This window comes from Mycobacterium sp. NGS62 (genome assembly GCF_059812285.1).
In genome coordinates this window covers 174,276-198,601 of sequence record NZ_JCALCK010000001.1, presented here as the reverse complement: position 1 = coordinate 198,601, position 24,326 = coordinate 174,276, and the positions used below count along the sequence as shown (strand labels likewise).

The following is a 24,326-nucleotide window of genomic DNA, read 5'->3' as shown; positions in this document are numbered from 1 at the left end:
GCGAAACCGCGTATTAAAAGGGTGGCGCCTCGTAGTTGGCAGCTCTCCAGGCGGCGCGTTTTCGACGTTCTTCGGCAAGACGTTCTTCGTTGATGCGTCGCTCGGCAGCGATACGGGCGGCGCGTTCGTCGGCGCGGGTCCGTTTCCGGGTGGGCATCATCAGCCCCCGGTTCTCGTCCGGCGGCTCTGTCGCGGTCGGCAACGCTAATTCCCCTGTGGGATCCGCCAATATCGGGAAGAACACGGCACCGCCGGGCGTGGTGGTGTACGTGTGGCCGGTGGGCGCCGTCCAGATCACCGTGCCGTCGCTGAGTTGCCGATCGGCCCAGCCGGGGTAGAAGGTCTTCAACAGGTGATGGTATCGACAGAGCAGCTTGAGATTCGACGGATGCGTAGGGCCAAACGGAAACGGGACCGTGTGGTCGATATCGCAACATTCGGCGGGCAAATCGCAGCCGGGGAACCGGCAAGTCAAATCCCGCAGCCGTACGAACTCGGCCAGCGCCGCCGACGGGCGATACCCAGCCTGCGGATCTGCCGATGGCTTGACGAAGGGCTTGAGTTTGGCGGTAGCTGCGAGGTTGCGCAGTACAGCGGCGGGAACAGGCCCAAACCCCGGCAGAAAGCCCGGCGCCTGCGAGTCGCCTTTTACAGAAGCCTGATCGGCGAACACGTAAATCAGCACATCTGTGCCCGGGTTCCGCGCTGCCGCAGCACAATCCGTTGAGCCGCATTCGCACCGCATCACGTCCAATCCGGCGGCCAGAGCGCCCAGCGCGTCCGCACGTCGCTGCGCCTTGGTGCGCGGATCATTACGGCACACCGTGGCGGCCAGTGCATCCAGCGTGCGATCCAACGCGGCGCCGTCATGAGCCTGAACCTGTCCCCAGATTCCGGCCAATCCGGTTTCGACGGGTCCGATCTCGACATAACGATCCTGGTTGCGCTCCCCCGGCACCCGCTGCGCGGCTGGATCAAATCGGACCACCCACATGTCGATACGCTCGAACAGCTTGGGCTCCGATAGCCGCTTCCACTTGTGCCCATGCCGAGCGATCGCGGCATCGATCTTCGCGATCAACACTGGATCCTTGACCAACTCGGTGCGGCACACCACTGCAGCCATCACCCGAAAATCGATAGCCCCCGACGCGAAAGTCTCGGCCACCAGAGGCAGCCGCTCCCGCAACGCAATCGCATACCCCAGCCGCCCCCGGGCGCGGCCCCGGCTGATCCCCAACGCCGCCGCCACTTCGGCCACCACATTTTCATGGCCGTCGATGGCCCAATTTTCCCGGTCGACATCGTCCTCAGGCGCCCGCCGCGCGTACAACTCACCGATCGCGGCCAATTCTCGCCCACACATCGCGTTCTGCGCCTGCGCCGCCGCGGTGATCGCATCGACCACAGCACCGTCATCTGCATCAGCTAAACAGCCGCTGACCTGAGCCGATGCACCGGTATCGAACATAGGTTCGATGGTAGTCGGACCCCCCGACAGGATTAGTCGCTGAGCACGTGCCGCAACAGATGCATCGCCACCGTCGTCGAGCGCTCCCGAATGTCGGCGCGGCTGCCGGGCAGCTGTACCGTGCGGGTCAGCGACCGGCCGTCGGCCAGCGCGACCCTAAAGCAGACCGTGCCGACCGGCTTGTCCTCGGTTCCGCCGCCCGGGCCGGCGATCCCGGTGATCGCGACCGCAGTGTCGGCCCCGAAACGGCGCAGCGCACCTGCGGCCATCGCTTCGGCCACCGGCTCGGACACCGCCCCGTGCGCGTCGATCAGCGCCGAATCCACGCCCAGCAGCTCCGTCTTGGCATCGTTGGAGTAGGCGACTACCCCACCGGCGACATAGGCCGACGAACCGGCCAGATCCGTCAGCCGTGCAGCAAGAAGCCCCGCGGTACACGACTCTGCCGTCGCGATCCGCCGGTCTGCCAGTAGCTGGGCGACCTGATCGTCCACCCGCGAGCCATCTTCGGAAAAGATTTGCTGCCCATGCTTTTCGCGCAGCACCTCGAGCAGTTGCCGGTACACGCCGGCGGCGTCGGGCTCGTAGCGAGTGACCATTTCGACCTCCCCGCGCCGCAGGCAGGTGGTGATCTCCAGCGAGCCGAAACCGGGAAGGCGCTCCTCGGCGTCGCGCAGCGTCTCGGCCAAGCCCGATTCCGGTAACCCGAACATCCGCACGGTGTCCTGGCGATACACCGTCCGCCCCGCGAGGGCCTCCTGCACAGCGGACGTCTGCACCGCGGTCCGCCACATCGGCTGCAGTTCGCGCGGCGGCCCGGGCAGCACCACCACGGTCGGCGCGCCGGGTACGACGACGCCCGGCGCGGTCCCCACTGGGTCCATCACCACCGCCCCGGCCGGGATCATTGCCTGCTTGCGGTTGGCTGCGCGCACCGCGTCGAAATCCCCGCCGCCGACACGCTTCATCAGCGATTTCAGGATCGCCGCGATCTTGCCCTCCAGCTCGGCGTCCAACACCAGCTCACGCCCGCAGAACCCGGCCACCGTCGCCACGGTCATATCGTCGGCCGTCGGACCCAATCCCCCGCTGGTCACGATCAGGTCCACGCCTTGATCGGCCAGGAACCGCAACTGGGCCTCGATGTCGTGCTGCCGGTCCCCGCAGATCGTGATGTGCGCCAGTTCGACACCCAATTCGAGCAGCCGATCGGCGATCCATGGACCGTTGCGGTCCTGTACCCGCCCGGTCAAGACCTCAGTTCCGGTGACGACAATGCCCGCACGTGCGCTCACTGGTATGACCTTAAAGCGTGGAACTAGAGGTACTTCAAGCCGACGTGACCAAGCTCGAGGTTGACGCAATCACCAATGCGGCCAATACCCAACTGCGTCACGGCGGCGGCGTGGCCGCGGCCATCTCCCGCGCCGGCGGACCGCAGGTGCAACGCGAGTCGAACGAAAAGGCGCCGATCGGGCTGGGCGAAGCCGTCGAAACTACCGCCGGCGACATGCCGGCACGCTTCGTCATCCACGCGGCCACGATGGAACTCGGCGGGCCGACATCGGCGGCGATCATCACCAACGCCACCCGCTCGACGCTACGCAAGGCCGACGAGCTCGGCTGCCGCTCGGTGGCGCTGGTGGCTTTCGGCACCGGAGTCGGCGGGTTTCCGCTCGCCGAGGCGGCTCGGGTGATGGTCGCCGCGGTTCGGGAGCACACGCCGAGCTCACTGCAGCGGGTGGTGTTCGCGGTCCACGGCGACGAGGCCGAGCAGGCCTTTCGCGCGGCGGCGCAGGCCTAAGCCTCCCGCGACAGGTACCGCTGCACCGATTCGGTCTTGTGGGTCATCGCATCCGCGGCGCCGGAGCGCCAGTCCGCCTTGATTACCACACTGACCCGGGGCGCGCGGGCTTTCACTGCCTCGACGGCGCGCTGGACGACCGTCATCACCTCATCCCAGGAATCTCCTTCGATCACGGTGAACATCGCGTCGGTCTTATTCGGCAACCCGGACTCGCGGACTACCCGCACCGCTTCAGCGACCAGCTCACCCACGCCCTCGCCGACGCCCATCGGGGTAACGGAGAACGCGACGAGCACTGACACAACTCAAGCTTAAAGCGCGGCACGTGGCAGCATCGGCCTCATGCGGGTTCTGGTGCAACGGGTCTCGTCGGCATCGGTGACGGTGGACCGCCAGGTTGTGGGCGCGATCCGGCCCGAGGGTCAGGGACTGCTCGCCTTCGTCGGTGTCACCCACGACGACGACGTCGATAAGGCGCAGCGACTTGCTGAAAAGGTTTGGCAACTCCGCATCCTCGACGAGGAACGCTCCGCCGCTGACATCGACGCACCGATCCTGGTGGTCAGCCAGTTCACGCTGTACGCCGACACCGCCAAGGGCCGACGGCCGTCGTGGAACGCCGCCGCGCCGGGGACTGTCGCCGAACCGCTGATGACGGCATTCGTGGAACAGTTGCGGAGATTGGGCGCCTCGGTGCAGACCGGGACCTTCGGAGCGCACATGGAAGTCGAACTGGTCAACGATGGCCCGGTGACCGTCTTGCTGGAATTGTGATGCCGGTTTTCCGCGGCGGCGGTGAAGCGTAGCGTGAATTGACGTAACCAACGCACCGATCGATCATCATGCCTTCGCGCACCCGGCGCTGTTTTATCGCACCGCCGGGGAGTACCGCGACTGCTTGCTGCCGTTCGTGTCGGATGGGCTCGACGCCGAGCAACCCGTGTTGGCCGCGGTTCCTGAGCCCAATATGAGCCTGCTGCGGGACGGGTTGGGGCCAGCTGCTGCGAAGGTGACGATGGTCGACATGACCGAAGCGGGACGCAATCCCGGCCGGATCCTGGGCGAAGTATTGAGCGGCTTCCTCGAACGGCATCCGGATCAGCCGGTCCGAATGATCGGTGAACCGGTCTGGCCCAGCCGATCTGAGCTGGAGTATCCGGCATGTGTACAACACGAGGCGTTGATCAACCAGGCGTTCACCGGTCGTGCTGTCACGCTGGTATGCCCATACGACGTGGCGCGTCTGGAGCCCCAAGCTCTCACTGACGCCCGCGCCACCCACCCGGTGCTCTGGCAGGCTGGATCGCCCGCCGAAGCCAGCGCCACATTCGCGCCCGACGCGGCATGGGCGCATTACAACCAACCGCTGTCGAGCCACGACGCCGCGGTCAGATACACCGCCCGCCGACTCGCTGACCTCAGCGGGGCGCGTGCTTTCGCGGCCAGCTACGGCGAATGGTTCGGGCTACCTCCCGAGCGAATCGCAGACCTGCAATTGATCATCAATGAGTTGGCCACCTCCAGCCTGATGCAAGCCGGCGCCTGCCGGCTTGCCCTTTGGCAGAGCGACGGTCATCTGGTCTGCGAAGCCCGCGACAGTACATATCTGGACGACCCGCTCGCCGGTCGCCGCCCGTATGACCGCGACACCAGCCGGGGGCGCGGCCTTTATGTGGTCAATGCGCTCGCCGATCTGGTGCGCACCCACACCACCTCCGACGCGACCACGATCCAGGCCTACCTTCGGATGGAAGGGGCGGCGTAATGCGCGGGAACGCTGCGCTGCATTCCGCCGCCGGGTTGACGCCGTTCGGGCACTTGGCGTGGAGCTATACCGAACGCACCGAGTTTCTGCACCGCGCCGCCGAGTACATCGCTGACGGGCTGCGGCACAACCAATACATCGCCTACGCGGGTGAGGGAACGCGCGACGCACTGCTGTCCGAGTTGGCCACAGTCCCGGGGATCGCCGAACATCTCGATTCCGGCCGCATCGAGGCGATTCCGGCGGACGACTACTACACCTTCTGTCCCGGCACCGACGTCATCGACGGCGATGCGGCGGTGGCTAAATATCTCAGCGCCGCCCACCAGGCAATCGCCAACGGCTACAGCGGATTCCGGGCGGTATCCGATGTCACACCGGTGGCGCGCACCCAAGCACAGCGCGACGGGCTGGCCCGGCTGGAGTATCTCGTCGACCAGCAGATGGCGGTGCTGCCGTTTTCAGCCATGTGCGCCTACAACGCCCGTGAACTCGGTTCAGCCGCAGACGAGTTGATGTGCCTGCACCCATTCGTCAACGCAGGGACCGTGATGTTCCGGCTCTACGCCGACCCTGATACCGGCACGGACTTCACGCTGGCCGGCGAAATCGACGCCCAAACCAACGACTTGTTCGACACCACGCTGCATCGTGTGTGGCCCCTGGTGCCAGGTCATAGCATGCGAATTGCTGCCGACGAGTTGCAGTTCATCAGCCACCAGCAGTTGTGTCTGCTGGAAAGCCGGGCCCGTCAGCACAACCGCAACGTCATCCTGTCGACGACCCAACCCACCATCAGTCGGCTCGTCGATCTGCTTGGCCTCAGTCATGTGCAGGTCGCTGTCGCGTGATGACCCGCTGCGATGACGACGAGTGGGACATCGTCAGCAGCGTGGGCTACACCGCCCTGCTGGTGGCCGGGTGGCGCGCTCTACACGCCGCCGACCGGCAACCGTTGGTCCGCGACGACTACGCGAAGCATTTCATCACCGCGTCAGGCGATCCGTATCTGACGAGATTGCTGGCCGACCCGGGGACGTCGGTGGGCGCGACGGCGTTTCCGCGCCTGTACGGCGTGCAGACCCGGTACTTCGACGAATTCTTCCTGAGCTCTACCGGTGAGGGCATCCGACAAGCGGTGATCGTCGCGGCCGGTCTCGACTCCCGGGCCTATCGCCTCGAATGGCTCAGTGGCACAACCGTGTTCGAGCTCGACCGGAGCCAAGTCCTCGAATTCAAAGCCGGTGTCCTCGCTGGCCACGCAGCCGAACCCACCGCACGCCGCACAGCGGTTGCGGCGGATCTGCGCGAAGACTGGTCGATACCGTTGCGTGAAGCCGGTTTCGATCCGCGACAACGCACGGCCTGGTCGGTCGAGGGGGTGCTGCCATACCTGACCGGCGAGGCGCAAGACGCGCTGTTCACCCATATCGATCGACTCTCGGCACCGGGCAGCCGGATCGCGATCGGTGCGCTCGGGTCGCGTCTGGACCAAAGCCGGCTCGCTGACTTGGAAGCGACGTATCCCGGGCTCAACAGGTCGGGCGATGTGGACTTCTCAGCCCTGACCTACGACGACGAGGACAAGACCGATCCGGCGGAGTGGCTCGCCGATCACGGATGGACGGTCGAACCCGTCCGCACCAACCCGCAGTTACAAGCGGACTATGGGCGCACCCCGCCACACGTCGACACACAGATCGACAGCATCATGCGCTCCCGGTATATCGCGGCAACGCGCTGAGCCCGCGACGCCCGCGAATGGCCACTTATTGCACGCGATTCCGCAAAAGGTGTGTAATAACTGGCCGCTCGCCAAGGGCGTTCAGAGCTTGTGCGGAACGTCGAGGATCAGGCCACCGTCCATGACGTATTCGCTGCCGGTCGAGTAGGACGACTCGTCGCTGGCCAGAAACAGCACAAACGTCGACACCTCACTCGACGCGGCGGGGCGGCCGAGCGGGATGGTGAGCATGTTGTCGGGAAAGTGTTTGGTCATCGGGGTGCGGATGAAGCCCGGATGAATCGAGTTGACCCGGATGTTGTGCGGCGCCAGCTCCAATGCCGCGGATTTGGACAGGCCGCGCACCGCCCACTTGGAGGCGACATAGGGGTGGACCATTTGGGCGCCGCGTAGCCCTTCGATCGACGAGACGTTGATGATCGAGCCGCCGCCCGCGGCGATCATCGGCTCGACAGCCACCCGCATGCCCAGAAACGTGCCGGTGAGGTTGACGTCGATGACCTTCTGCCACTTGGCCATATCGAATTTGTGAATCTGGCCCAGCGCGACGATGCCGGCGTTGTTGACGAGGACGTTCAGCGTGCCGAAGTCCTGCACCGCGGTGGCAGCGGCGGCTTCCCATTGTTCGAGTTCGGTGACGTCGAGGTGCACGTAACGCGCAGCCTCGCCGATCTCATCGGCGAGCGCCTTGCCCTCGTCGTCGAGGATGTCGCCGATCACCACTTTGGCGCCCTCGTCGACGAGCATCCGGGCGTGGGCAGCGCCCATGCCGCGGGCGCCGCCGCTGATCAGTGCAACTTTTCCGTCTACGCGTCCCATGACGGGTCAGGCTACCTCAGCGGCATAGACGCCGTTTCCGGTGATCAGCGGCAGGTCCAACGTGGTGCGGATGCCCGGATCGGCGGCGACCACCGCCGGGATGGCATTCACGATCCGGCCCGCGGCCGCGACAATCGCGGCGTGGTTGTGGTCGCCCCTGCGGCTGGACGGGCAGATGTCCACCGCGTAGGACGGCTCGCCGGTGATCTCGACGCGATACGACCCGCCGGGCTGTGCCGGCCGCGGCCAGTCGGGACGCAGGTCGTCGCGCAATCGGGTGACGTGCTCGATGACGATCGCGGGCCGGCCGTTGACCATCCCGCTGATCTCGAAGCGCATCGCCGCGACACTGCCCTTGGGCACATGGCCGACCGCGATGTCGAAGGCCTCCGGCGCCGGCTCGCGTTCGTAGGTTTCGGTGATGTCGTCGACCTCGATGCCCAGCCCGGCCGCCAACTGCCGGATGGCCGTGCCCCAGGCGATGCTCAGCACGCCCGGTTGCAACAGGATCGGCAGTTCGTCGAACGGCTTGCCGAAACCCATCACGTCGAACATGACGATCGCGCCGTCGTAGGTGGCGTAGTCGGCGATTTCCATGCAGCGCACCTGCTCGATCCGCTGACAGGTGCCGGCGAACGCGAACGGGATCAGGTCGGTGGCGAAACCGGGGTCGACTCCGGTGATGAACAAGCTCGAATTAGCTTGTCGGGCAGTATCTTCCATCCGCGCGATGTATTTGTCGGGCATCACCTGCCACGGGTACTGCAGCAGACCCGGCGCCGAGCCCACGACGTTGACGCCGGCGGCCAGCAGACGTCGGACGTCACCGATCGCCTCCACCAGGCGGTCGTCGCCCATCGCGCAGTACGCCGCGCACTGCGGCTCGGTGGCCAGCAACGCGTCCAGGTCGTTGACGGCGGTGACGCCGCTGGCGACGTCAAGCCCGGCCAACTCCCCGGCGTCCTTGCCGATCTTGGCATCCGACGAGACGCACACGGCGGTCAGCTCGAACCGGGGGTCGGTGACGAGCTGGCGCAGTGCCAGCCGACCAACGTTTCCGGTGCCGATGTGAGCGACGCGGATTGCCATGCTGCCTCCCTAAACGATGGGGTCTCGCCGGGCGAAACCGTACCGCGTAGTGGCTGCCGGTGTAATCCGTACTAAACTAGAACACGTTCCAGTTCGCCTACCGTCCCCCGAGGAGCAGGCATGCACACTCCCATCTGCGACGAACTCGGCATCGAGTTCCCGATCTTCGCCTTCACGCACTGCCGCGATGTCGTCGTCGCCGTGAGCAAAGCCGGCGGTTTCGGGGTGCTCGGCGCGGTCGGCTTCACCCCGGAGCAGCTCGAGATCGAGCTCAAGTGGATCGACGAGAACATCGGCGACCACCCTTACGGGGTCGACATCGTGATCCCGAACAAGTACGAAGGCATGGATTCGCACCTGTCGGCGGAGGAGCTGGCCGACACCTTGCGCAAGATGGTGCCGCAGGAGCACCTCGACTTCGGAAAGAAGATTCTCGCCGATCACGGGGTGCCGGTCGAGGACAGCGACGGCGACAGCCTGCAGCTCCTCGGTTGGACCGAGGCGACGGCCACGCCCCAGGTCGAGGTGGCGCTCAAGCACCCGAAAGTGAAGATGATCGCCAACGCGCTCGGCACCCCGCCGGCCGACATGATCAAGCACATCCACGACGCGGGACTCAAGGTGGCCGCACTATGCGGCTCCCCCTCGCAGGCGCGCAAGCACGCCGACGCGGGCGTCGACATCATCATTGCCCAGGGCGGCGAGGCGGGCGGACACTGCGGCGAGGTGGGCTCGATCGTGCTGTGGCCGCAGGTCGTCAAGGAGGTCGCCCCGGTTCCGGTGCTGGCCGCGGGCGGTATCGGCAGCGGCGAGCAGATCGCGGCGGCACTGGCGCTCGGCGCACAGGGCGCGTGGACCGGATCGCAGTGGTTGATGGTCGAGGAATCCTCGAACACCCCGGTTCAGCAGGAGGCCTACGTCAAGGCCGGCAGTCGCGACACCGTCCGCAGTCGCTCGTTCACCGGCAAGCCGGCCCGCATGCTACGCAACGACTGGACCGAGGCATGGGAGGCGCCGGACAACCCGAAGCCGCTCGGTATGCCGTTGCAGTACATGGTGTCCGGCATGGCCGTCCGGGCCACGAACCGGTACCCCAACGAATCGGTCGACGTGGCATTCAACCCCGTCGGTCAGGTGGTCGGACAGTTCACCAAGGTGGAGAAAACGGCGACGGTCATCGAGCGCTGGGTGCAGGAGTACCTGGAGGCGACGAACCGCCTCGACGAACTCAACGCCGCCGCCGGCGCCTGATCGCCGGCGGCGCGTTACTCGCCGTCAGCGCTCGGACCGGTGAAAACCTCCTTGGTCCGGCCGACGGCGTACGTCGCGATGTCCAGCGAATTGTGGACGATGTCGCCGGTGCCGCCGGCGATGTCGCCGCGGATGATGTCGCCGGCATTGTCGACGATGTCCGAAACCCGCTCGACGGCGTTGGTGGTGATGTCTCGTGCGGCGGTCAGCGCGTCTTTCGGGTTGAAAGCCATCAGAACCTCCATGTGATCTGGATCGGCATTATGGGTTCGGGTTATCGGTGGTGATACTTGTGTCTGAGGGGAACCCTCCGCTTTGAAGCGGGAACCCGCCGTTGGTCAGCTGCCCGATCTGCCAGCCGTGCTCGGTGCACATCATTGGATACCCATCGGGCGACTGGGCCGCCGATCCGCGCGGGTTAGCGCACGGTGCGCCGACCTCCTGGACTCCGTTCAACGGGTAGGAAATCACCCAGTAGCCGGTCTGGGCGGCTGGGAACTGATGGGTGATGAAGTGGCATGCCTCGACCTGGCCGCCGGAAGTCCGGCCGAAGATGAAGCGCTCGTAGTTGTCGCACGGTGCGCCCATCGACGCGTCGTAGCTCATTCCCGGCACGTCACCGTCGTAGTGCGGCGGGTCGGCAGCGGCGGTCGGAGCCATGCTGATCGCGGTACCACTGATGACAGCAGCGAGGAACAGTTGACGATTCATGATCCACCTCGGGTCCCGGTTTGGACCAAAGCATAACGAGTGGACACCGGGCCACAAGGCCGATTGCCCGCGGCCGATAGCGAGAACACGTTGCAATTCGGAACCGGCAATCCCGCGAGAAGACGTTCCATCTCCGCGGTTCCGATGCTTTACTGAGCCAGACGCGCTCGTATCAGGTCGTATCAGGTCGTATCCAAGGAGTGCATGGTGCCTTCTCTTCACACGCACGCTCCGAATCTGCCACCCGGGTTCGATTTCACCGATCCAGACATTTACGCCGAGCGGTTGCCGGTCGATGAGTTGGCCGAAATGCGCCGTGTCGCACCGATTTGGTGGAACGAGCAGCCGCTGGGCAAGGGCGGCTTCGACGACGGTGGCTTCTGGGTGGTCACCAAGCACAAGGATGTCAAAGAGATCTCGCTGCGCAGCGACGTCTTTTCCAGCCTGAAGAAGACCGCGTTGCCGCGGTATAAAGACGGCACGGTCGGTGAGCAGGTCGAACGCGGCAAGTTCGTCCTACTCAACATGGACGCGCCCCAGCACACCCGGCTGCGAAAGATCATCTCGCGGGCCTTCACGCCCCGAGCGGTGGAACGCCTGCGCGACGACCTCAACGAGCGTGCCCAGCGCATCGTCGAGGCGGCGGCCGCACAGGGTTCCGGCGACTTCGTCGAACAGGTTTCCTGTGAGCTGCCACTGCAGGCCATTGCCGGGCTGATGGGCGTGCCGCAGGAAGACCGCAAGAAGCTGTTCCACTGGTCGAATCAGATGGTGGGCGACCAGGATCCGGAGTTCGCCTCCAACGACGCCATCACCGCGTCGGTGGAGCTGATCATGTACGGCATGCAGATGGCCGCCGAAAAGGCCAAGAACCCCGGGCAAGATCTTGTCACCACGCTGATCCAGGCCGACGTCGACGGCCACAAACTCTCCGAGGACGAGTTCGGGTTTTTCGTCATCCTGCTGGCGGTCGCCGGTAACGAGACCACCCGGAACTCCATCACCCAGGGCATGATGGCCTTCGCCGACCATCCGGATCAGTGGGACCTGTTCAAACGTGAACGTCCGGTGACCGCTGCCGACGAGATCGTCCGGTGGGCCACTCCCGTCACGTCGTTCCAGCGCACCGCGCTGGAGGACTACGAACTGTCCGGTGTGCAGATCGAGAAGGATCAGCGGGTGGTGATGTTCTATCGGTCCGCCAACTTTGACGAGGACGTGTTCGACGACCCGTTCACCTTCGACATTTTGCGTAATCCCAACCCGCACGTCGGATTCGGTGGCACCGGCGCTCATTACTGCATCGGTGCCAATTTGGCCCGGATGACGATCGACCTGATGTTCAATGCGATCGCCGACCAGATGCCCGATCTGGAATCCGCGGGCATACCCGAGCGGCTGCGGTCGGGTTGGCTCAACGGTATCAAGCATTGGCAAGTCGATTATCACAGCGATGCTGCGGCGAAATGCCCTGTCGCGCATTGACTCTGATATACATAACGCATGGCGACTCATCGCGCAGTCCACGTCAACACCGTTGGCGGCCCCCTGGAAGTAGTCGACGCTGAGACGATCCCGCCGGGCCGCGACGAGGTACGAATTGCGGTGTCCGCGTGCGGCGTATGCGGCACGGATCGTGCGTTCGTCAATGGCGGCTTTCCGGACATGTCGTGGCCACTCACGCCGGGCCATGAAATAGCCGGAACCATCAGCGAACTGGGTGAGGCAGTCACCGAGTTCGCCGTGGGTGATCGCGTCGCAGTCGGCTGGTTCGGCGGAAACTGCAACCACTGCGTCCCATGCCGGCAAGGCATCTTCATTCATTGCGAGGACATCAAGGTGCCCAGCTGGCAGTACCCCGGTGGCTATGCGGAGACGGTGACGGTACCCGCCAACGCGCTGGCCCGAATACCGGCTGAGCTTTCCTTCGCCGAAGCGGCCCCGATGGGATGTGCCGGCGTCACCACCTACAACGCGCTTCGGCACACAAAGGCCCGGCCCGGTGACCGGGTCGCCGTCCTCGGCGTCGGCGGCCTCGGACATCTGGGAGTGCAGTTCTGTCGAGCAATGGGTTTCGAGACCATCGCGATCGCCCGCGGCACCGATAAGGCAGAAGATGCTCGCAAACTGGGTGCCCACCACTACATCGATTCCACCAGCAACGACGTCAGCGATGCGCTGCGGGCGCTGGGCGGGGTATCGGTCGTCCTTGCCACAGCAGGAAACTCGAATGCCATGGCCGACACAGTGGGCGGGCTGCTCCCCCGCGGTGAGCTGATCACCATCGGCGTCACCGCCGATCCATTGCCGATCAGTCCGGCCCAGCTGATCCTCCCGGGCGTCAGCATCACTGGGCACCCCTCCGGCACCGCGCGTGACGTGGAGGAAACCATGGCCTTTGCGGTGCTGTCCGGCGTGCGGGCATGGATCGAGGAACGCCCCCTTGCCGAGGCCGCCGACGCGTACGCCGCCATGGAGCAGGGCCGGCCGCGTTACCGTATGGTCCTCACCACCTGACCGCACCCGGTCGATACGGTGAGGTGTGACCGCCGAAACCTGGACCCTGACCGCCGCCGACGGCGAACTGCTGGTCCACACCGGGGTCACCGGCCGGGCCGCGAAAATGGGTCACCGTCTCACCATCGCGATGCGGCATTGGCAGGCCGCCGTGAAGTGGACCGACGGCGAACCCACGGCGGCAGAAATTGTGATCGACGTGCGCTCGCTCGACGTATTGCGAGGCGACGGAGGCGTCACACCGCTGTCCGCGCCGGAGAAGACGCTGGTGCGGTCGAATGCCTTGAAGTCGTTGCACGCTGAGCGATTCGCCGACATCGGCTTTGCCGCCGATGCAATCGAGAAAAGCGACGCCGGCTACCGATTGCGCGGAAGGCTGCGGATCCACGGCAAGACGCGCGAGCAGGTAATCGACCTTTGCACAGCGGATCTCGGCGAGTCGTGGCGAATGTCGAGTAATACCACCGTTCGCCAATCCGACTTCGGCGTCAAGCCGTACTCACTGCTGCTGGGTTCGATGAAAGTCGCCGACGAGGTGACCGTGTCGTTTACCGCGCAGCGCGCCAAGAAGACGCCCAAGGAATAGGAGCCGCCATGCGCATTGGAGTGGTATTCCCCCAGACCGAGATCGGTGCCGACGCCGGTGCGGTGCGGGCCTACGCCGAGCATGTCGAAGGGCTCGGATTTGCCCATCTGCTCGCCTACGACCACGTGGTGGGCGCCGACCCGCAAATCCATCAGGGTTGGAACGGGCCGTATGACCTACACAGCACCTTCCACGAGCCGTTGGTGACCTTCGGCTACCTCGCGGCGGTCACCACCTCGCTCGAGCTGGTGACCGGCATCGTGATCTTGCCCCAGCGGCAGACCGTTCTGGTGGCCAAACAGGCCGCGGAGGTCGACCTGCTCAGCGGCGGCCGGTTGCGGCTCGGCGTCGGCCTGGGTTGGAACGCGGTGGAATACGAGGCGCTCGGCCAAGACTTCTCCAACCGAGGCAAGCGCTCCGAAGAGCAGGTGGAGTTGATGCGCCGACTTTGGACCGAGGAGACCGTTACCTACCGCGGCACCTTTCACCAGGTCACCGGAGCCGGATTGGCCCCGCTGCCGATACAACGGCCGATCCCGGTGTGGTTCGGCGCATCCTCGCAGCGCGCCTGCCGGCGTGCCGGACGCCTCGCCGATGGTTGGTTTCCCATGGTTGGGCCCGGACCGAAACTTGACCAGGCGTTGCAGGCGGTACAGGAAGCGGCGACCGAGGCTGGCCGCGACCCCGCCCAGATCGCCATGGAGGGCCGGGTCTCCTGGCAGGGCAACCCCGACGAATTCGTTGCCGCACTGCGCAGTTGGGTCGTCGCCGGCGCCTCACACGTGTCCGTCAATACGATGGGCGCCGGGTTCGCATCGGTCGACGACCACCTGACCGCGTTGACGACTGCTGCTCAAGCCGCCAAAGCAGTCGCCCCCTAGACCCTTACGGAGACGGGATCGGTGCCGGCGCACGCTCTTCCGGTGGAACGTCGTCATGGTGGCCGTGCAGGCGCTCGAGCACCCTGGTCAGAAGCGGATGCGGGTTCGGTTCCGGAGGCGGCGGAGGAGGCAACGGTTCCGGTGGCGGCGCGGGAGCCGCGGCAGCGACGGGCAGGTCGTTTGACGGCTCTGCGGTAAAGGCGTTTTGCGGCTCGACCGGTGCCGCGATGACAGCCGGTTCTTCTGGCGGCGCCGGCTCGGGTGCTGCCTGCGGTGGCGGCGCCTCGACCCTGGCCGGCGGCGGAGCAGGCGCTTGCGCGACCGGCGCCGACTTGTGCACCATGTGCCGGACCGGTTCGGTTGGCCTGTCGGGAAGCAGACGCGGGCCCACGGCCAGCGACACCGACGCTACGAACGTCGCCGCGCCGGCGACCAGCATCGTCAACGCCCCGGCGTAGGCCGGCGGTCGTGACCGCACCGTCCGCCGGGTGGGCGTGCCGACCGACTCCAGGCTCGAAGAGTCCGCGAATTTCGTGCTGTCAGCCGCCGCCAGCGCGGCACCCCGGGCCAGGGCCGGCGCCACTCCGCTTTGGGTGAACACCGGCACCGGCAACGCCTCGTCGAGTTGCCAGGACAGCGCATCGACGACGTGATCGGCGCCGACGACGATCACACCGTCCGGCTGCCAAGTACTCCGCTCGAACATCGTGGCCAGCCACCGGGCCAGCCGGTCCGCGCCGCCGTCGAGGTGTTTGACGGCGGTTTGTGCCCGACCGTCGCCGGCATCGACCATCACCACGGTGGTCGAATCGCCTTCCACCACGCACACTGCGGCCTTCTGATAGCCGACAACGGGCGCGATACCCTGCGCCAACGTCTCGGCGGCCCGCAGCGACCGGATCGGTACCACGTTGTCGAAACCGGCGTCGGTCAGCGACTCCAACAGCACAGCGGCCTCGGCGGACGCGTCGTCGCTCCATGTCACGCCGAACACGTGCAGGCGGTGATCCCGTTGTGTCGCTGCCGACACGGCATCCAACACCGCGGCAGTCACTCGCTCGGAGATGCTGGCCGCCCGCGTCCCGCCGCCGGTATGCACCTCGAAATCGTCATGGTCCAGGATGGCGCCGTCAGCGTCCCGACCGTCGACAAGTACCCAGCCGACGGCGGTCGACGTCAGCGACAGCCCTAGTACCGTATCCAAATTCGCACCTCAATCATGCCGCTCCGTCGTGGCCCCAAGCCGAGATGACGCCGTTCACGCGCACTCAAAAGTCGTCATGCTGTGGTGCGGTGGTTCACAGCGCCGAACGGACCGGGGGCAGTGTCTCTTCGTCGGCGTACCCCGGGAGAGCCTACGCGGCCGACAGCACGGCCGCCGGTTGGGTATCGACAGCCCAGGTGTGGTGCGTACCGGATTTGGGTAGCCACGGGTGTCGATACGGTCGCGATCACCGGCGCCGAGCAGGTGGTAGCGGCCGATATAAATGTGAGACACGTTTGCGCTCTCATCGACATATGGACTACCAGAAGGTAAGTTCTGCCACGGGCGCACGACGGCATACGACAAGGGGCCAGGTATGACAGACGTGAGCAAACGGATGCGCGGCTGGGTGCGGCGATTGACAGTCGCCGCCATCGGGGCCGCCGCACTGCCAGGGCTGGTCGGCCTTGCAGGTGGTGCCGCGACCGCGGGAGCGTTCTCCCGGCCCGGTCTGCCGGTCGAGTACCTGCAAGTGCCGTCTGCGGCGATGGGCCGTGACATCAAGGTCCAGTTCCAGAGCGGCGGAGCCAACTCCCCGGCGGTCTATTTGCTTGATGGCCTGCGTGCCCAAGACGACTACAACGGCTGGGACATCAACACCCCCGCCTTTGAGTGGTACTACCAGTCCGGTCTGTCGGTTGTCATGCCCGTCGGTGGGCAGTCCAGCTTCTACACCGACTGGTACAGCCCGGCGTGCGGCAAGGCCGGCTGCTCGACCTACAAGTGGGAGACCTTCCTGACCAGCGAGCTGCCCGGGTATCTGGCCTCCAACCAGTCGGTCAAGTCGACCGGCAGTGCTGCGGTCGGAATCTCCATGGCCGGTGCGTCGGCAATGAATCTGGCGATCTACCACCCTGGCCAGTTCGTCTACGCTGGTTCGCTTTCCGGCTACCTGAGCCCGTCCACTGGGCAAAGCTGGATCGGCCTGGCGATGAATGATGCCGGGGGCTACAAGAAGGAAGACATGTGGGGGCCGGACAGCGACCCGGCGTGGGTGCGCAATGACCCCACGGTCAACGTCGGGCAACTCGTCGCCAACAACACCCGGCTCTGGGTGTACTGCGGCAATGGGACGCCAAACGAATTGGGCGGCGCGAACCTGCCGGCCACGTTCCTCGAGAGCAATTTCATGATCGGCGGCAACAAGAAGTTCGAAGAGGCCTACAACGCCGCGGGCGGCCACAACGCCGTGTTCAACTTCCCGGCCTACGGCACTCACAGCTGGGAGTACTGGGGTGCTCAGCTGCAGGCCATGAAGCCCGATCTGCAGAGCAGCCTGGGCGCCGCCTAGTACCGCAGCAATCGGCAGCCGGCCTTACTGGATCTGGTCGGTGACATCGACCCACGCCGTCGTGTCGTTACGGTGGTCGGTCATGTTCCGGCATTGACCGTAGAGCCGCGCGATTCCGAGGTTCGGGTCGTCGTCGTCTCGATACAGGATCGCGGTGACGCCGTCTTGGTGCAGCGTCTTGCCGAACAGGTAGCGGTTCGACGCCACACCTTCCTGCCAACCGCGAGCCACCATCGCCGTCGCGATCTCGTCGAAGTACGCGTCGGCTCGAGCATCGCCGGGCACGGTGAAGTTCAGATATACCGCGCCTTGATACGGCGGGCTTTCCCGGTCCTTGCAGGACATCAGAAGATAGCCCGCCGTCGGCTGCTGTAGTCGGGCGATCGCGACGAGATGTTTTGCCTGCTGCACGACTTCGGCTTGGGATTGATCGTCGGTGCTCAGATGAGCGGGATGGTCCAGCATGTCGTCCGCGGACGAACGCAGTTTGTCGATCGCCAGAAATGAGCCGCCCAGCACCAGCGAGAGTGACAACGTGGCACCAAGCAGCACCCGAGCGGCCGGCGAGCGAAGCCTGTTGCCGCCACCGGACACGTCGAGCCCCTGGCTAGCCGCCGAGTGCGGCAATGAGCTCCTTGATCCGGGCGGCCTCGTCGTCGGTCGGGGTCTCGTCGGCCTCGATGGCGTCGAGAAGGTCTGCCCGCAGGCCGGCGCCATTGGCGGTTTCCTGCGCGGAGAGTTTGGCACGTCGCCGGGTGACGTACAGCTGCTGGCCCAATGTTGCGCCGGGCGATTCGGCGGCCATTTCCATCAGGTCGTCGTATTGGGTCCGGACCCCGCTGAGCGACACGATGACCGACGGCGTCGCGCGGCCACGAGACGCCGCTTCGGTCAGCGCGGTTTGCAATTTGCGCAAGCCGGCGAGTATCACCGTGGCGCGTCCGGAGAACTCCGGATCGCTGGAATCCGGCAGGGCTTCAATCGATGCGGTGAACATCTGCATTGCCGCTTCGACCAGGCTGACAATGACAGGTGCCTCACCATCATCCAGCGCGGCATCAGACTTGAACCGATTCATGTTGTGCAGGGCCTCACTGATCTCCGAGTCGACGATGATCACTCCGTGTTGATCGTGGCGGAGGACGTCGAAACGCTAGCGCGTCTGCTGCGGCGATACAAGGGTCGCGGCGCGGGTGATGCTGTCGCCGTATAGCCAACGGCGGCATAACAATCCATTCTGCGCGATTCTTTCATCGCCATTTCCTCATTTTCGGCTCTTGTGCACGTGACTTATAGCGGCCAGAGTAAATACATGACCGAACAGAAATTGATCGAGCACTGGATCCAGGGCTGTGCGGTACAGCGGATCATGTTCCGTGACGGCCTCGTGTTGAACTTTGACGACGACAACGAACTGGTGATCTCGGCACCGATCCGCCTGACCCTGCCGGCCACGGCCAGCGCACCCGCCGAGGTGGTTTCCATCGATCCGAACGACCCGGCGTTGCAAGAGCGGCCGTTGTTTGATTTCTCCGGGGCGACGTGCACCGAGGTGGCTTGGGGTGACAGCGGAGATTTGCACCTGGAGTTTTCCGACGGGCATCAGATTGACGTATCGCCGGACGAGAAAGTAACGGCATGGGAGCTGTACGGCAAATATCACGGGTATGCCGCATGCCTGGCGCACGGCAAAGTACGAGTGGTACGCCATGACATGCCGGAAAATGGCGTCGAAAACTAGGGTCGCCCAATAGCACGTGGCCTGCCCGCCGAGGAATGTCCCTCTTCCGCTCACCGTCTACGGCCGGACATGCTTGGATCAGCGACATGCAAGGGTCGGCGACAGTACATATGGCAGCGCCCGCGGAGAAGATCTGGGATCTGATTGCGGATATCCGCAATACCGGGCGGTTCTCCCCGGAGACATTTGAAGCGGAGTGGCTTGACGGTGCCACCGGGCCCGCGCTGGGCGCGCGGTTCCGCGGCCACGTCAAACGCAACGAAATCGGCCCGGTTTACTGGACCACGTGTCAGGTCACCGCCTGTGAGCCCGGCCGGGAGTTCGGCTTCGACGTGCTCATCGGGGATCGAGCGGTGAACAATTGGCACTATCGGTTGGCCCCCAACGCCGACGGCACCGACGTGACGGAGTCGTTTCGGCTCGCCTCGTCGCCGCTGACCAGCGTGTATTACTGGGTATTCGGCGGATTCCTGCGGCAACGCCGAAACATTCGCGATATGACGAAGACGCTGCACCGCATCAAAGAGGAAGCCGAGGCATGAAATCGATCTTCATCACCGGGGCCGGCAGCGGAATGGGCCGCGAGGGCGCCAAGCTTTTCCACGCCAACGGCTGGCGGGTCGCCGCGGTCGACCGCGATGGCGACGGCCTTGCCGCACTGGCCGAAGAACTCGCCAGCCAGCGGTTGTGGACACGCACGGTCGACGTGACCGACAAGCCTGCTCTGGACGCCGCCCTGGCCGACTTCTGCGGGGACCGCGACGGGCTGGACATGATGTGGAACAACGCCGGGATCGGTGAGTCGGGCTGGTTCGAGGACGTCCCCTACGAGGCCGCGATGCGCGTGGTGGACGTCAACTTCAAGGCGGTGCTCACCGGCGCCTACGGCGCACTGCCCTACCTCAAGAAGGCGTCGGGCAGCCTGATGTTCTCCACATCGTCATCGGCGGGCACGTATGGCATGCCCCGCCTGGCGGTTTATTCGGCCACCAAGCACGCCATCAAAGGGCTGACGGAAGCGTTGAGTGTGGAATGGCGGCGCCACGACGTGCGGGTGGCTGACGTGCTGCCGGGCATGATTGACACCGCAATCCTCACCAACACACCCGAGCACTCCGAGAGCGGCGTTTCGACCCGCACGGCCGAAGACATCAGGGCCGCTGCCCCGAAGCGGGGCATGATGCGGTTGATGCCGGCCAGCAGCGTCGCCGAGGCGGCCTGGCAGGCCTACCATCACCCCACCCGAATGCACTGGTATGTGCCCAAGGGCATTCGGATGATCGACCGGATCAAAGGGATCAGTCCAGAGATGGTGCGCGACCGCATCGTCAAGTCGCTGCCGGCGCTGCTGCCCGACCAGGAGCTGGGTTGAGGCAACGATTGCACTGGCTTGCGCTGCACGGGTACGTCCGTGGCATCGCATCACTCGGCGCCCGGCGCGGCGACCCGCAGGGCCGGCTGGTCGCCGACCCCGCCGTCAAAGCGAACCCGGCGCCCTTCTACGACGAATTGCGGCCGCAGGGACCGCTGGTGCGCTGCCGCCTCGGTTATCTCGCCGTCGGCCATGCAGTTGCCCACGAACTGCTGCGGTCCGACGACTTCCGCGTGGTCTGCCTCGGCGGGAACCTGCCCGCGCCGGTGCGGTGGCTGGAGAGTCGCGTCCGCGACGACCTCCTCCATCCGTTAAGGCCACCCTCGCTACTGGCGGTCGAACCGCCGGAGCACACCCGCTACCGCAAGACAGTGTCGTCGGTGTTCACGCCCAAAGCAGTAGCGGCGTTGCGGGACCGGGTCGAGCAGACGGCGACGGCATTGTTGGATCGCCTTGCCGAACAGCCGGGTGTCGTCGACATCGTCGACAAGTACTGCGCGCAGCTTCCGGTGGCCATCATCAGCGACATCCTGGGCGTGCCTGACCGGGATCGCGGCAATGTCCTGGAGTTCGGCGAGCTGGCCGCACCCAGTTTGGACGTCGGGGTGTCGTGGCGGCAGTACCGGCGCGTGCAGCACGGCATCGCGGGATTCAACCTCTGGCTCGGTGAGCATCTGCGCCAGTTGCGACGCGCGCCCGGTGACGACTTGCTCAGCCAATTGATCGTGGCATCCGAAAACGGCTCGCCCGACGAGTGTTTGGATGAGACAGAGCTACAGGCTCTTGCCGGGCTGGTGTTGGCGGCCGGCTTCGAAACCACAGTGAACCTGTTGGGCAACGGGATCCGGATGCTGCTGGACACACCCGAGCATCTGCGCACGCTCAGCGCGCAACCGCAGTTATGGCCCAACGCTGTCGAGGAGATCTTGCGGCTGGATTCGCCGGTTCAGCTCACCGTACGGGTGGCGCTGCGCGACACCGAAGTAGCGGGCCGGCCCGTCAAGCGCGACGAGATGGTGGTGATTTATCTGGGCGCCGCCAACCGCGACCCTGAGGTGTTCGCCGACCCGAACCGCTTCGACATCCAACGTGGCAACGCCGGCCGACATTTGGCGTTCTCCGGCGGCCGGCACTTTTGTCTGGGCGCGGCGTTGGCCCGTGCTGAAGGGGAGGTGGGGTTGCGGACCTTCTTCGACCGCTTCCCCGAGGCGCGGTCGGCGGGTGCGGGCAGCCGCCGTGACACCCGGGTGCTGCGCGGGTGGTCGCAGCTGCCGGTGGCGCTGGGACCGTCGCGGTCGATGGCCGCCCGCTGAACCCCGCTATCGTTCGGCGGCGCCGGGCGCCCGGCGGCCGAAGTACCCTTCCAGAGTCGTGGTGCAGACCAGGTGCCCGCCGCGGTTGAACATGGCGCCGCTGGCCAGCGCCCGGCCGCCGATACCGTTAGGCGATTGCTGGTCGTAGAGCAGCCAATCCGACAGGTCCGGCGCCTGGTGAAACCACACTGCGTGATCGATCAACGCCGAGATTCCGGGTCCCAGCGGTGTCGTGCGCCGGGCGATCATGGCCGGTTCGAGTAGCGTCCGGCCCGAGACATAGACCACCAGGCAGGTTGCCAGCAATGGATCGGCGGGTGGAATACCATTGGGACGCCACCAGATTCGCGTCCTCGCCGACGGCGTACCGGTGAGGTCGAGTGCGAGTCTGGCCGGGGCGTCCACGTAGCGCAGCTCGACGGGCTGCGGCCGGACCCACCAGCCGTCGAACTCGTCGGCGTAAGCGCTGAGCTGAACATCTAGCGGCGCAAGGGATTCGGGGCCGGGCACATCCGGGTGCTGCTGTTGGTACACCTCGTTGTCGACGGGCACGCTGAACGACGCGGTGCCCTCCAGCAGCACTGCGCCGAATTGCCGCGCAGTGACCCGGCGGGCGGAGAAGGTGCCGCCGTCATGTAGTGCGGTCACCTCGAAATCCACCGGGTGCCTGGCGTCGCCGCGCCGCAGGAAATACACGTGCATGCTGTGCGGGGCGCGGCCGGACACGGTTCGGCTGGCCGCCATCAGCGCCTGCGCGGCAATGTGGCCGCCGACGATGTGATCGCCGATTTCTTCGAGCTGGGTTCCGACGAAGGAGCCGTCGCTGACCTGCTCGAGCTCGAGCGTGTCGAGTACCTGGCTCAGTGTCAGGGTCGACATCGGCGGCATGGTCACGTCAGCGTGTCTGGATCAGCCAGCGGGATCAGGATGTGCGACGGGGTGGGGCCGCCCTGGTGCACCTGGTAGCTGCCGCCGGCCAACGCTTTTCGCGCAGGCTTGGTGGGAACCAGGTTCGGAAAGTCATAAGTGGTCAGGGTGAGGCGCAGTTGGTGGTCGGGGGCGATCAGTGCGGCGGTGGGAAAGATCTCGATGTCATAGCGGGTCACTTCGCCCGGGGCGACGGGCCGGCTGGCCGAGCGGGTGCTGACGTGGTGTGGTCGCAGCACCGTGCCATCGGGTAGATACCACGTGCGATCCGGATCGAGCGCGCGATGCGAGCCGAGCAACGCACCCTGCGAGAGTGGCCGGCTGGCGCCGTCGGGTGCAACGTCGTCGAGGTGGGCAACCCATACCGTCTCGGTGGTGTTGGCTGTCGCGTGCACGGTGAGGCTGATCGGTCCGACGACCAGCGTGGCCGCGGTGAACGGCTCGGTGGTGTAGGTCAGTGCTCCGCGCTGCAGCCGCCGGTTATCCAGGTCGTAGCGGATCCGCGCGCCCCGCTGGGTGGCCATGAAGCTGTTCATGCCCAGGCTCCACTGCTCCATGCTCCGACCGGCCACCGGCCCCCGCGGCTTGTAATTGAGGGTGACCGTGCATTCATCCTGGCCTGCGTCGCGGGTCAGGTTTCCGTCCGGCGACAGGTAGAAGCAGGTGGGTTCCGCCTCGGCAACGGGATAGTCGCGTGCGTGGAACCACTGCGAGCTTCCGACGGCCTGGAAGGTGAACGGCGATCCGGATACCGCGGCGGTGTGGTCATCCTTGAGCCAGTGGTCGAACCAGCGCAACTGCAGGGCACCCAGATGCAGTCCGCCGAAGTTCGACACGTGATACCAGGGACCCATCATCAGCTGGAACCGGTCGGACACCGGTTGGTCCGGTTCCATCGGCGCGCCGTTGGGTCGCCCGGCGAAGGCGTTCTGCAGTCCGGCGTAGTTGAGCGGCTCCCCCCGCTGGAACGCGTCGTGCCAGCCGCCGACCAGGAAGACCGCCACACCGTTGGCGGCGATGTCCGCAAGGACGTCGCCCGGGCGCAGCGTGTCCCAGAACGGTTCGTCGTAGGCCACTTCACCGCCGCTCATGGCATCGGCGACGAGCGGCCCGAAATAGCGTCGCTGGTCACGTCCACGCTGTCGTACGGCGGTCAGCCCTCCCGCGCGCGGCCGCGGATGCCCACCGCGAGCGAGCAGCTCCAGCGTCGGATTGACGACGTTGAGCAGCGAGTAGATCGCTCCGTACGCCCGGATGGTCCGCAGGTGCGGCACCCCGCCCATCGCCGCTGCATCGCGGTAAAAGTCGTGGGCCGCCATCACCGGAAAGATTGCCTTCAGCGGCGAATCCGGACCGACGGCGGCGGCGGTGAAGAGCTGGTTGATCGCCAGGTAGGAGATACCGAACATGCCGACGCGACCGTTGGCATTCGGCAGTGTCGCCGCCCAGTTGACCAGATCTACCCCGTCCTGGGTCTGTTCGACGCCGAGCATCTCGAAGGAGCCGCCCGAGGCCCCGGTGCCGCGAACATCGACCATCACCTCGATGTAGCCGCGCTTGATCAGGTAGGGCGTTGCGCCACCGCCGATCTGGGCGGCCGGCGGCGGCGCCTTTTTGCCGTACGGCGTCACCGACACCAGCACGGGGAACGGCCCGGCCGCGGGTTGTCCGGTCTCCGGTTCGACGGGGTAATGAATGTCAGCCCGCAGCACCACGCCGTCGCTCATCGGAACCTCGACGTTGTGGCGAACCCCGACCTTGTAACGGGCGGGCCCTG

General features: G+C 65.7%; 26 protein-coding genes and 1 pseudogene. 15 read left to right on the top strand and 12 right to left on the bottom strand.

The genetic code is table 11. The features are described 5' to 3' along the window. Positions 1-13: 13 nt before the first annotated feature. Both AC5Y49_RS00965 and AC5Y49_RS00960 read right to left on the bottom strand, forming a co-directional pair. Positions 14-1,471 carry an HNH endonuclease signature motif containing protein gene (locus tag AC5Y49_RS00965; RefSeq protein ID WP_499883974.1) on the bottom strand — a complete coding sequence of 486 codons (1,458 nt, stop codon included), beginning with the start codon at positions 1,469-1,471 and terminating at the stop codon, positions 14-16. 32 nt (positions 1,472-1,503) lie between these two features. Beyond that, positions 1,504-2,766, bottom strand: a complete 1,263-nt coding sequence (locus tag AC5Y49_RS00960; protein WP_499883973.1) for a competence/damage-inducible protein A — start codon at positions 2,764-2,766, stop codon at positions 1,504-1,506. Between the two features lie 17 nt (positions 2,767-2,783). Between AC5Y49_RS00960 and AC5Y49_RS00955 the strand changes: the two genes are divergently transcribed. After that, positions 2,784-3,275, top strand: coding sequence for a macro domain-containing protein (locus AC5Y49_RS00955; RefSeq protein ID WP_499883972.1), 492 nt, complete (start codon positions 2,784-2,786; stop codon positions 3,273-3,275). On the opposite strand, the gene AC5Y49_RS00950 is transcribed toward AC5Y49_RS00955, so the two are convergent. Continuing rightward, the gene (locus tag AC5Y49_RS00950) at positions 3,272-3,580 is read right to left on the bottom strand and encodes an MTH1187 family thiamine-binding protein (RefSeq protein ID WP_499883971.1); all 309 of its coding nucleotides are present in this window, start codon (positions 3,578-3,580) and stop codon (positions 3,272-3,274) included. The genes AC5Y49_RS00955 and AC5Y49_RS00950 overlap by 4 nt on opposite strands. A gap of 40 nt (positions 3,581-3,620) precedes the next feature. Between AC5Y49_RS00950 and dtd the strand changes: the two genes are divergently transcribed. The 4 genes from dtd to AC5Y49_RS00930 are packed head-to-tail and all read left to right on the top strand — an operon-like array spanning position 3,621 to position 6,787. Continuing rightward, on the top strand, positions 3,621-4,052 hold the full coding sequence (gene dtd / locus AC5Y49_RS00945) for a D-aminoacyl-tRNA deacylase (RefSeq protein WP_499883970.1): 432 nt from the start codon (positions 3,621-3,623) through the stop codon (positions 4,050-4,052). A 37-nt stretch (positions 4,053-4,089) separates the two neighbouring features. Beyond that, positions 4,090-5,043 carry an anti-sigma factor RsbA family regulatory protein gene (locus AC5Y49_RS00940; RefSeq protein WP_499884602.1) on the top strand — a complete coding sequence of 318 codons (954 nt, stop codon included), beginning with the start codon at positions 4,090-4,092 and terminating at the stop codon, positions 5,041-5,043. After that, a complete protein-coding gene (locus AC5Y49_RS00935; protein WP_499883969.1) occupies positions 5,043-5,894 on the top strand; it encodes an MEDS domain-containing protein in 852 nt (283 codons plus the stop codon). The genes AC5Y49_RS00940 and AC5Y49_RS00935 overlap by 1 nt, the downstream gene beginning before the upstream one ends. Further along, positions 5,894-6,787: a class I SAM-dependent methyltransferase gene (locus tag AC5Y49_RS00930; protein WP_499883968.1), complete on the top strand. Its 894-nt coding sequence runs from the start codon at positions 5,894-5,896 to the stop codon at positions 6,785-6,787. Before AC5Y49_RS00935 ends, AC5Y49_RS00930 begins: the two co-directional genes overlap by 1 nt. An 81-nt stretch (positions 6,788-6,868) precedes the next feature. On the opposite strand, the gene AC5Y49_RS00925 is transcribed toward AC5Y49_RS00930, so the two are convergent. Both AC5Y49_RS00925 and AC5Y49_RS00920 read right to left on the bottom strand, forming a co-directional pair. After that, positions 6,869-7,606: a glucose 1-dehydrogenase gene (locus AC5Y49_RS00925; protein ID WP_499883967.1), complete on the bottom strand. Its 738-nt coding sequence runs from the start codon at positions 7,604-7,606 to the stop codon at positions 6,869-6,871. Positions 7,607-7,612: 6 nt separating this feature from the next. Next, positions 7,613-8,695: an NAD(P)H-dependent amine dehydrogenase family protein gene (locus AC5Y49_RS00920; RefSeq protein ID WP_499883966.1), complete on the bottom strand. Its 1,083-nt coding sequence runs from the start codon at positions 8,693-8,695 to the stop codon at positions 7,613-7,615. A gap of 120 nt (positions 8,696-8,815) precedes the next feature. Between AC5Y49_RS00920 and AC5Y49_RS00915 the strand changes: the two genes are divergently transcribed. Next, positions 8,816-9,946 carry a nitronate monooxygenase gene (locus AC5Y49_RS00915; RefSeq protein WP_499883965.1) on the top strand — a complete coding sequence of 377 codons (1,131 nt, stop codon included), beginning with the start codon at positions 8,816-8,818 and terminating at the stop codon, positions 9,944-9,946. Between the two features lie 14 nt (positions 9,947-9,960). On the opposite strand, the gene AC5Y49_RS00910 is transcribed toward AC5Y49_RS00915, so the two are convergent. Beyond that, positions 9,961-10,179, bottom strand: a complete 219-nt coding sequence (locus tag AC5Y49_RS00910; RefSeq protein WP_499883964.1) for an Rv1893 family protein — start codon at positions 10,177-10,179, stop codon at positions 9,961-9,963. A 28-nt stretch (positions 10,180-10,207) separates the two neighbouring features. Further along, the gene (locus tag AC5Y49_RS00905) at positions 10,208-10,657 is read right to left on the bottom strand and encodes a hypothetical protein (protein WP_499883963.1); all 450 of its coding nucleotides are present in this window, start codon (positions 10,655-10,657) and stop codon (positions 10,208-10,210) included. Between the two features lie 207 nt (positions 10,658-10,864). On the opposite strand from AC5Y49_RS00905, the gene AC5Y49_RS00900 reads away from it, so the two are divergent. The 4 genes from AC5Y49_RS00900 to AC5Y49_RS00885 are packed head-to-tail and all read left to right on the top strand — an operon-like array spanning position 10,865 to position 14,641. Beyond that, positions 10,865-12,142, top strand: a complete 1,278-nt coding sequence (locus tag AC5Y49_RS00900) for a cytochrome P450 (RefSeq protein ID WP_499883962.1) — start codon at positions 10,865-10,867, stop codon at positions 12,140-12,142. Between the two features lie 18 nt (positions 12,143-12,160). Beyond that, positions 12,161-13,174 carry an alcohol dehydrogenase catalytic domain-containing protein gene (locus AC5Y49_RS00895; protein WP_499883961.1) on the top strand — a complete coding sequence of 338 codons (1,014 nt, stop codon included), beginning with the start codon at positions 12,161-12,163 and terminating at the stop codon, positions 13,172-13,174. A gap of 25 nt (positions 13,175-13,199) precedes the next feature. Then, a complete protein-coding gene (locus tag AC5Y49_RS00890; RefSeq protein WP_499883960.1) occupies positions 13,200-13,760 on the top strand; it encodes a YceI family protein in 561 nt (186 codons plus the stop codon). 8 nt (positions 13,761-13,768) lie between these two features. After that, on the top strand, positions 13,769-14,641 hold the full coding sequence (locus AC5Y49_RS00885; protein WP_499883959.1) for an LLM class F420-dependent oxidoreductase: 873 nt from the start codon (positions 13,769-13,771) through the stop codon (positions 14,639-14,641). Between the two features lie 4 nt (positions 14,642-14,645). Here the strand turns inward: AC5Y49_RS00885 and AC5Y49_RS00880 are convergent, their stop codons facing one another. Next, positions 14,646-15,845, bottom strand: a complete 1,200-nt coding sequence (locus tag AC5Y49_RS00880; protein ID WP_499883958.1) for a DUF7159 family protein — start codon at positions 15,843-15,845, stop codon at positions 14,646-14,648. A gap of 376 nt (positions 15,846-16,221) precedes the next feature. Here AC5Y49_RS00880 and AC5Y49_RS00875 point away from each other — a divergent pair, with 376 nt between their 5' ends. Then, the gene (locus AC5Y49_RS00875; protein WP_499883957.1) at positions 16,222-17,196 is read left to right on the top strand and encodes an esterase family protein; all 975 of its coding nucleotides are present in this window, start codon (positions 16,222-16,224) and stop codon (positions 17,194-17,196) included. A gap of 24 nt (positions 17,197-17,220) precedes the next feature. Here AC5Y49_RS00875 and AC5Y49_RS00870 read toward each other — a convergent pair whose 3' ends face one another. Next, on the bottom strand, positions 17,221-17,823 hold the full coding sequence (locus AC5Y49_RS00870) for a lipoprotein LppJ family protein (protein WP_499883956.1): 603 nt from the start codon (positions 17,821-17,823) through the stop codon (positions 17,221-17,223). After that, a complete protein-coding gene (locus AC5Y49_RS00865) occupies positions 17,804-18,274 on the bottom strand; it encodes a hypothetical protein (protein WP_499884601.1) in 471 nt (156 codons plus the stop codon). Before AC5Y49_RS00865 ends, AC5Y49_RS00870 begins: the two co-directional genes overlap by 20 nt. Before the next feature lie 234 nt (positions 18,275-18,508). Here AC5Y49_RS00865 and AC5Y49_RS00860 point away from each other — a divergent pair, with 234 nt between their 5' ends. The 4 genes and pseudogenes from AC5Y49_RS00860 (at position 18,509) to AC5Y49_RS00845 (ending at position 21,622) form a co-directional block, all read left to right on the top strand. After that, entirely contained in the window at positions 18,509-18,937 is a 429-nt protein-coding gene (locus AC5Y49_RS00860; RefSeq protein ID WP_499884600.1) for a DUF6188 family protein, read from the top strand. 16 nt (positions 18,938-18,953) lie between these two features. Beyond that, positions 18,954-19,479, top strand: a pseudogene (locus tag AC5Y49_RS00855) (SRPBCC family protein). Then, positions 19,476-20,309: an SDR family oxidoreductase gene (locus tag AC5Y49_RS00850; protein ID WP_499883955.1), complete on the top strand. Its 834-nt coding sequence runs from the start codon at positions 19,476-19,478 to the stop codon at positions 20,307-20,309. Before AC5Y49_RS00855 ends, AC5Y49_RS00850 begins: the two are co-directional and overlap by 4 nt. Continuing rightward, positions 20,306-21,622: a cytochrome P450 gene (locus tag AC5Y49_RS00845; RefSeq protein ID WP_499883954.1), complete on the top strand. Its 1,317-nt coding sequence runs from the start codon at positions 20,306-20,308 to the stop codon at positions 21,620-21,622. Before AC5Y49_RS00850 ends, AC5Y49_RS00845 begins: the two co-directional genes overlap by 4 nt. 6 nt (positions 21,623-21,628) lie before the next feature. Here the strand turns inward: AC5Y49_RS00845 and AC5Y49_RS00840 are convergent, their stop codons facing one another. Both AC5Y49_RS00840 and AC5Y49_RS00835 read right to left on the bottom strand, forming a co-directional pair. Continuing rightward, positions 21,629-22,501 (bottom strand): acyl-CoA thioesterase, encoded by an 873-nt coding sequence (locus AC5Y49_RS00840; RefSeq protein ID WP_499883953.1) that lies wholly within the window; start codon positions 22,499-22,501, stop codon positions 21,629-21,631. 11 nt (positions 22,502-22,512) lie between these two features. Continuing rightward, positions 22,513-24,276 carry a CocE/NonD family hydrolase gene (locus tag AC5Y49_RS00835; protein WP_499884599.1) on the bottom strand — a complete coding sequence of 588 codons (1,764 nt, stop codon included), beginning with the start codon at positions 24,274-24,276 and terminating at the stop codon, positions 22,513-22,515. Positions 24,277-24,326: the final 50 nt, after the last annotated feature.

Excerpts from the sequence above, each read along its gene's own strand:
- AC5Y49_RS00965 (WP_499883974.1), bottom strand. The coding sequence starts at position 1,471 with ATGTTCGATACCGGTGCATCGGCTCAGGTCAGCGGCTGTTTAGCTGAT.
- dtd (WP_499883970.1), top strand. The coding sequence starts at position 3,621 with ATGCGGGTTCTGGTGCAACGGGTCTCGTCGGCATCGGTGACGGTGGAC.
- AC5Y49_RS00935 (WP_499883969.1), top strand. The coding sequence starts at position 5,043 with ATGCGCGGGAACGCTGCGCTGCATTCCGCCGCCGGGTTGACGCCGTTC.
- AC5Y49_RS00930 (WP_499883968.1), top strand. The coding sequence starts at position 5,894 with ATGACCCGCTGCGATGACGACGAGTGGGACATCGTCAGCAGCGTGGGC.
- AC5Y49_RS00925 (WP_499883967.1), bottom strand. The coding sequence starts at position 7,606 with ATGGGACGCGTAGACGGAAAAGTTGCACTGATCAGCGGCGGCGCCCGC.
- AC5Y49_RS00920 (WP_499883966.1), bottom strand. The coding sequence starts at position 8,695 with ATGGCAATCCGCGTCGCTCACATCGGCACCGGAAACGTTGGTCGGCTG.
- AC5Y49_RS00915 (WP_499883965.1), top strand. The coding sequence starts at position 8,816 with ATGCACACTCCCATCTGCGACGAACTCGGCATCGAGTTCCCGATCTTC.
- AC5Y49_RS00910 (WP_499883964.1), bottom strand. The coding sequence starts at position 10,179 with ATGGCTTTCAACCCGAAAGACGCGCTGACCGCCGCACGAGACATCACC.
- AC5Y49_RS00905 (WP_499883963.1), bottom strand. The coding sequence starts at position 10,657 with ATGAATCGTCAACTGTTCCTCGCTGCTGTCATCAGTGGTACCGCGATC.
- AC5Y49_RS00895 (WP_499883961.1), top strand. The coding sequence starts at position 12,161 with ATGGCGACTCATCGCGCAGTCCACGTCAACACCGTTGGCGGCCCCCTG.
- AC5Y49_RS00885 (WP_499883959.1), top strand. The coding sequence starts at position 13,769 with ATGCGCATTGGAGTGGTATTCCCCCAGACCGAGATCGGTGCCGACGCC.
- AC5Y49_RS00875 (WP_499883957.1), top strand. The coding sequence starts at position 16,222 with ATGACAGACGTGAGCAAACGGATGCGCGGCTGGGTGCGGCGATTGACA.
- AC5Y49_RS00865 (WP_499884601.1), bottom strand. The coding sequence starts at position 18,274 with ATGAATCGGTTCAAGTCTGATGCCGCGCTGGATGATGGTGAGGCACCT.
- AC5Y49_RS00860 (WP_499884600.1), top strand. The coding sequence starts at position 18,509 with ATGACCGAACAGAAATTGATCGAGCACTGGATCCAGGGCTGTGCGGTA.
- AC5Y49_RS00850 (WP_499883955.1), top strand. The coding sequence starts at position 19,476 with ATGAAATCGATCTTCATCACCGGGGCCGGCAGCGGAATGGGCCGCGAG.
- AC5Y49_RS00840 (WP_499883953.1), bottom strand. The coding sequence starts at position 22,501 with ATGTCGACCCTGACACTGAGCCAGGTACTCGACACGCTCGAGCTCGAG.
- AC5Y49_RS00835 (WP_499884599.1), bottom strand. The coding sequence starts at position 24,276 with ATGAGCGACGGCGTGGTGCTGCGGGCTGACATTCATTACCCCGTCGAA.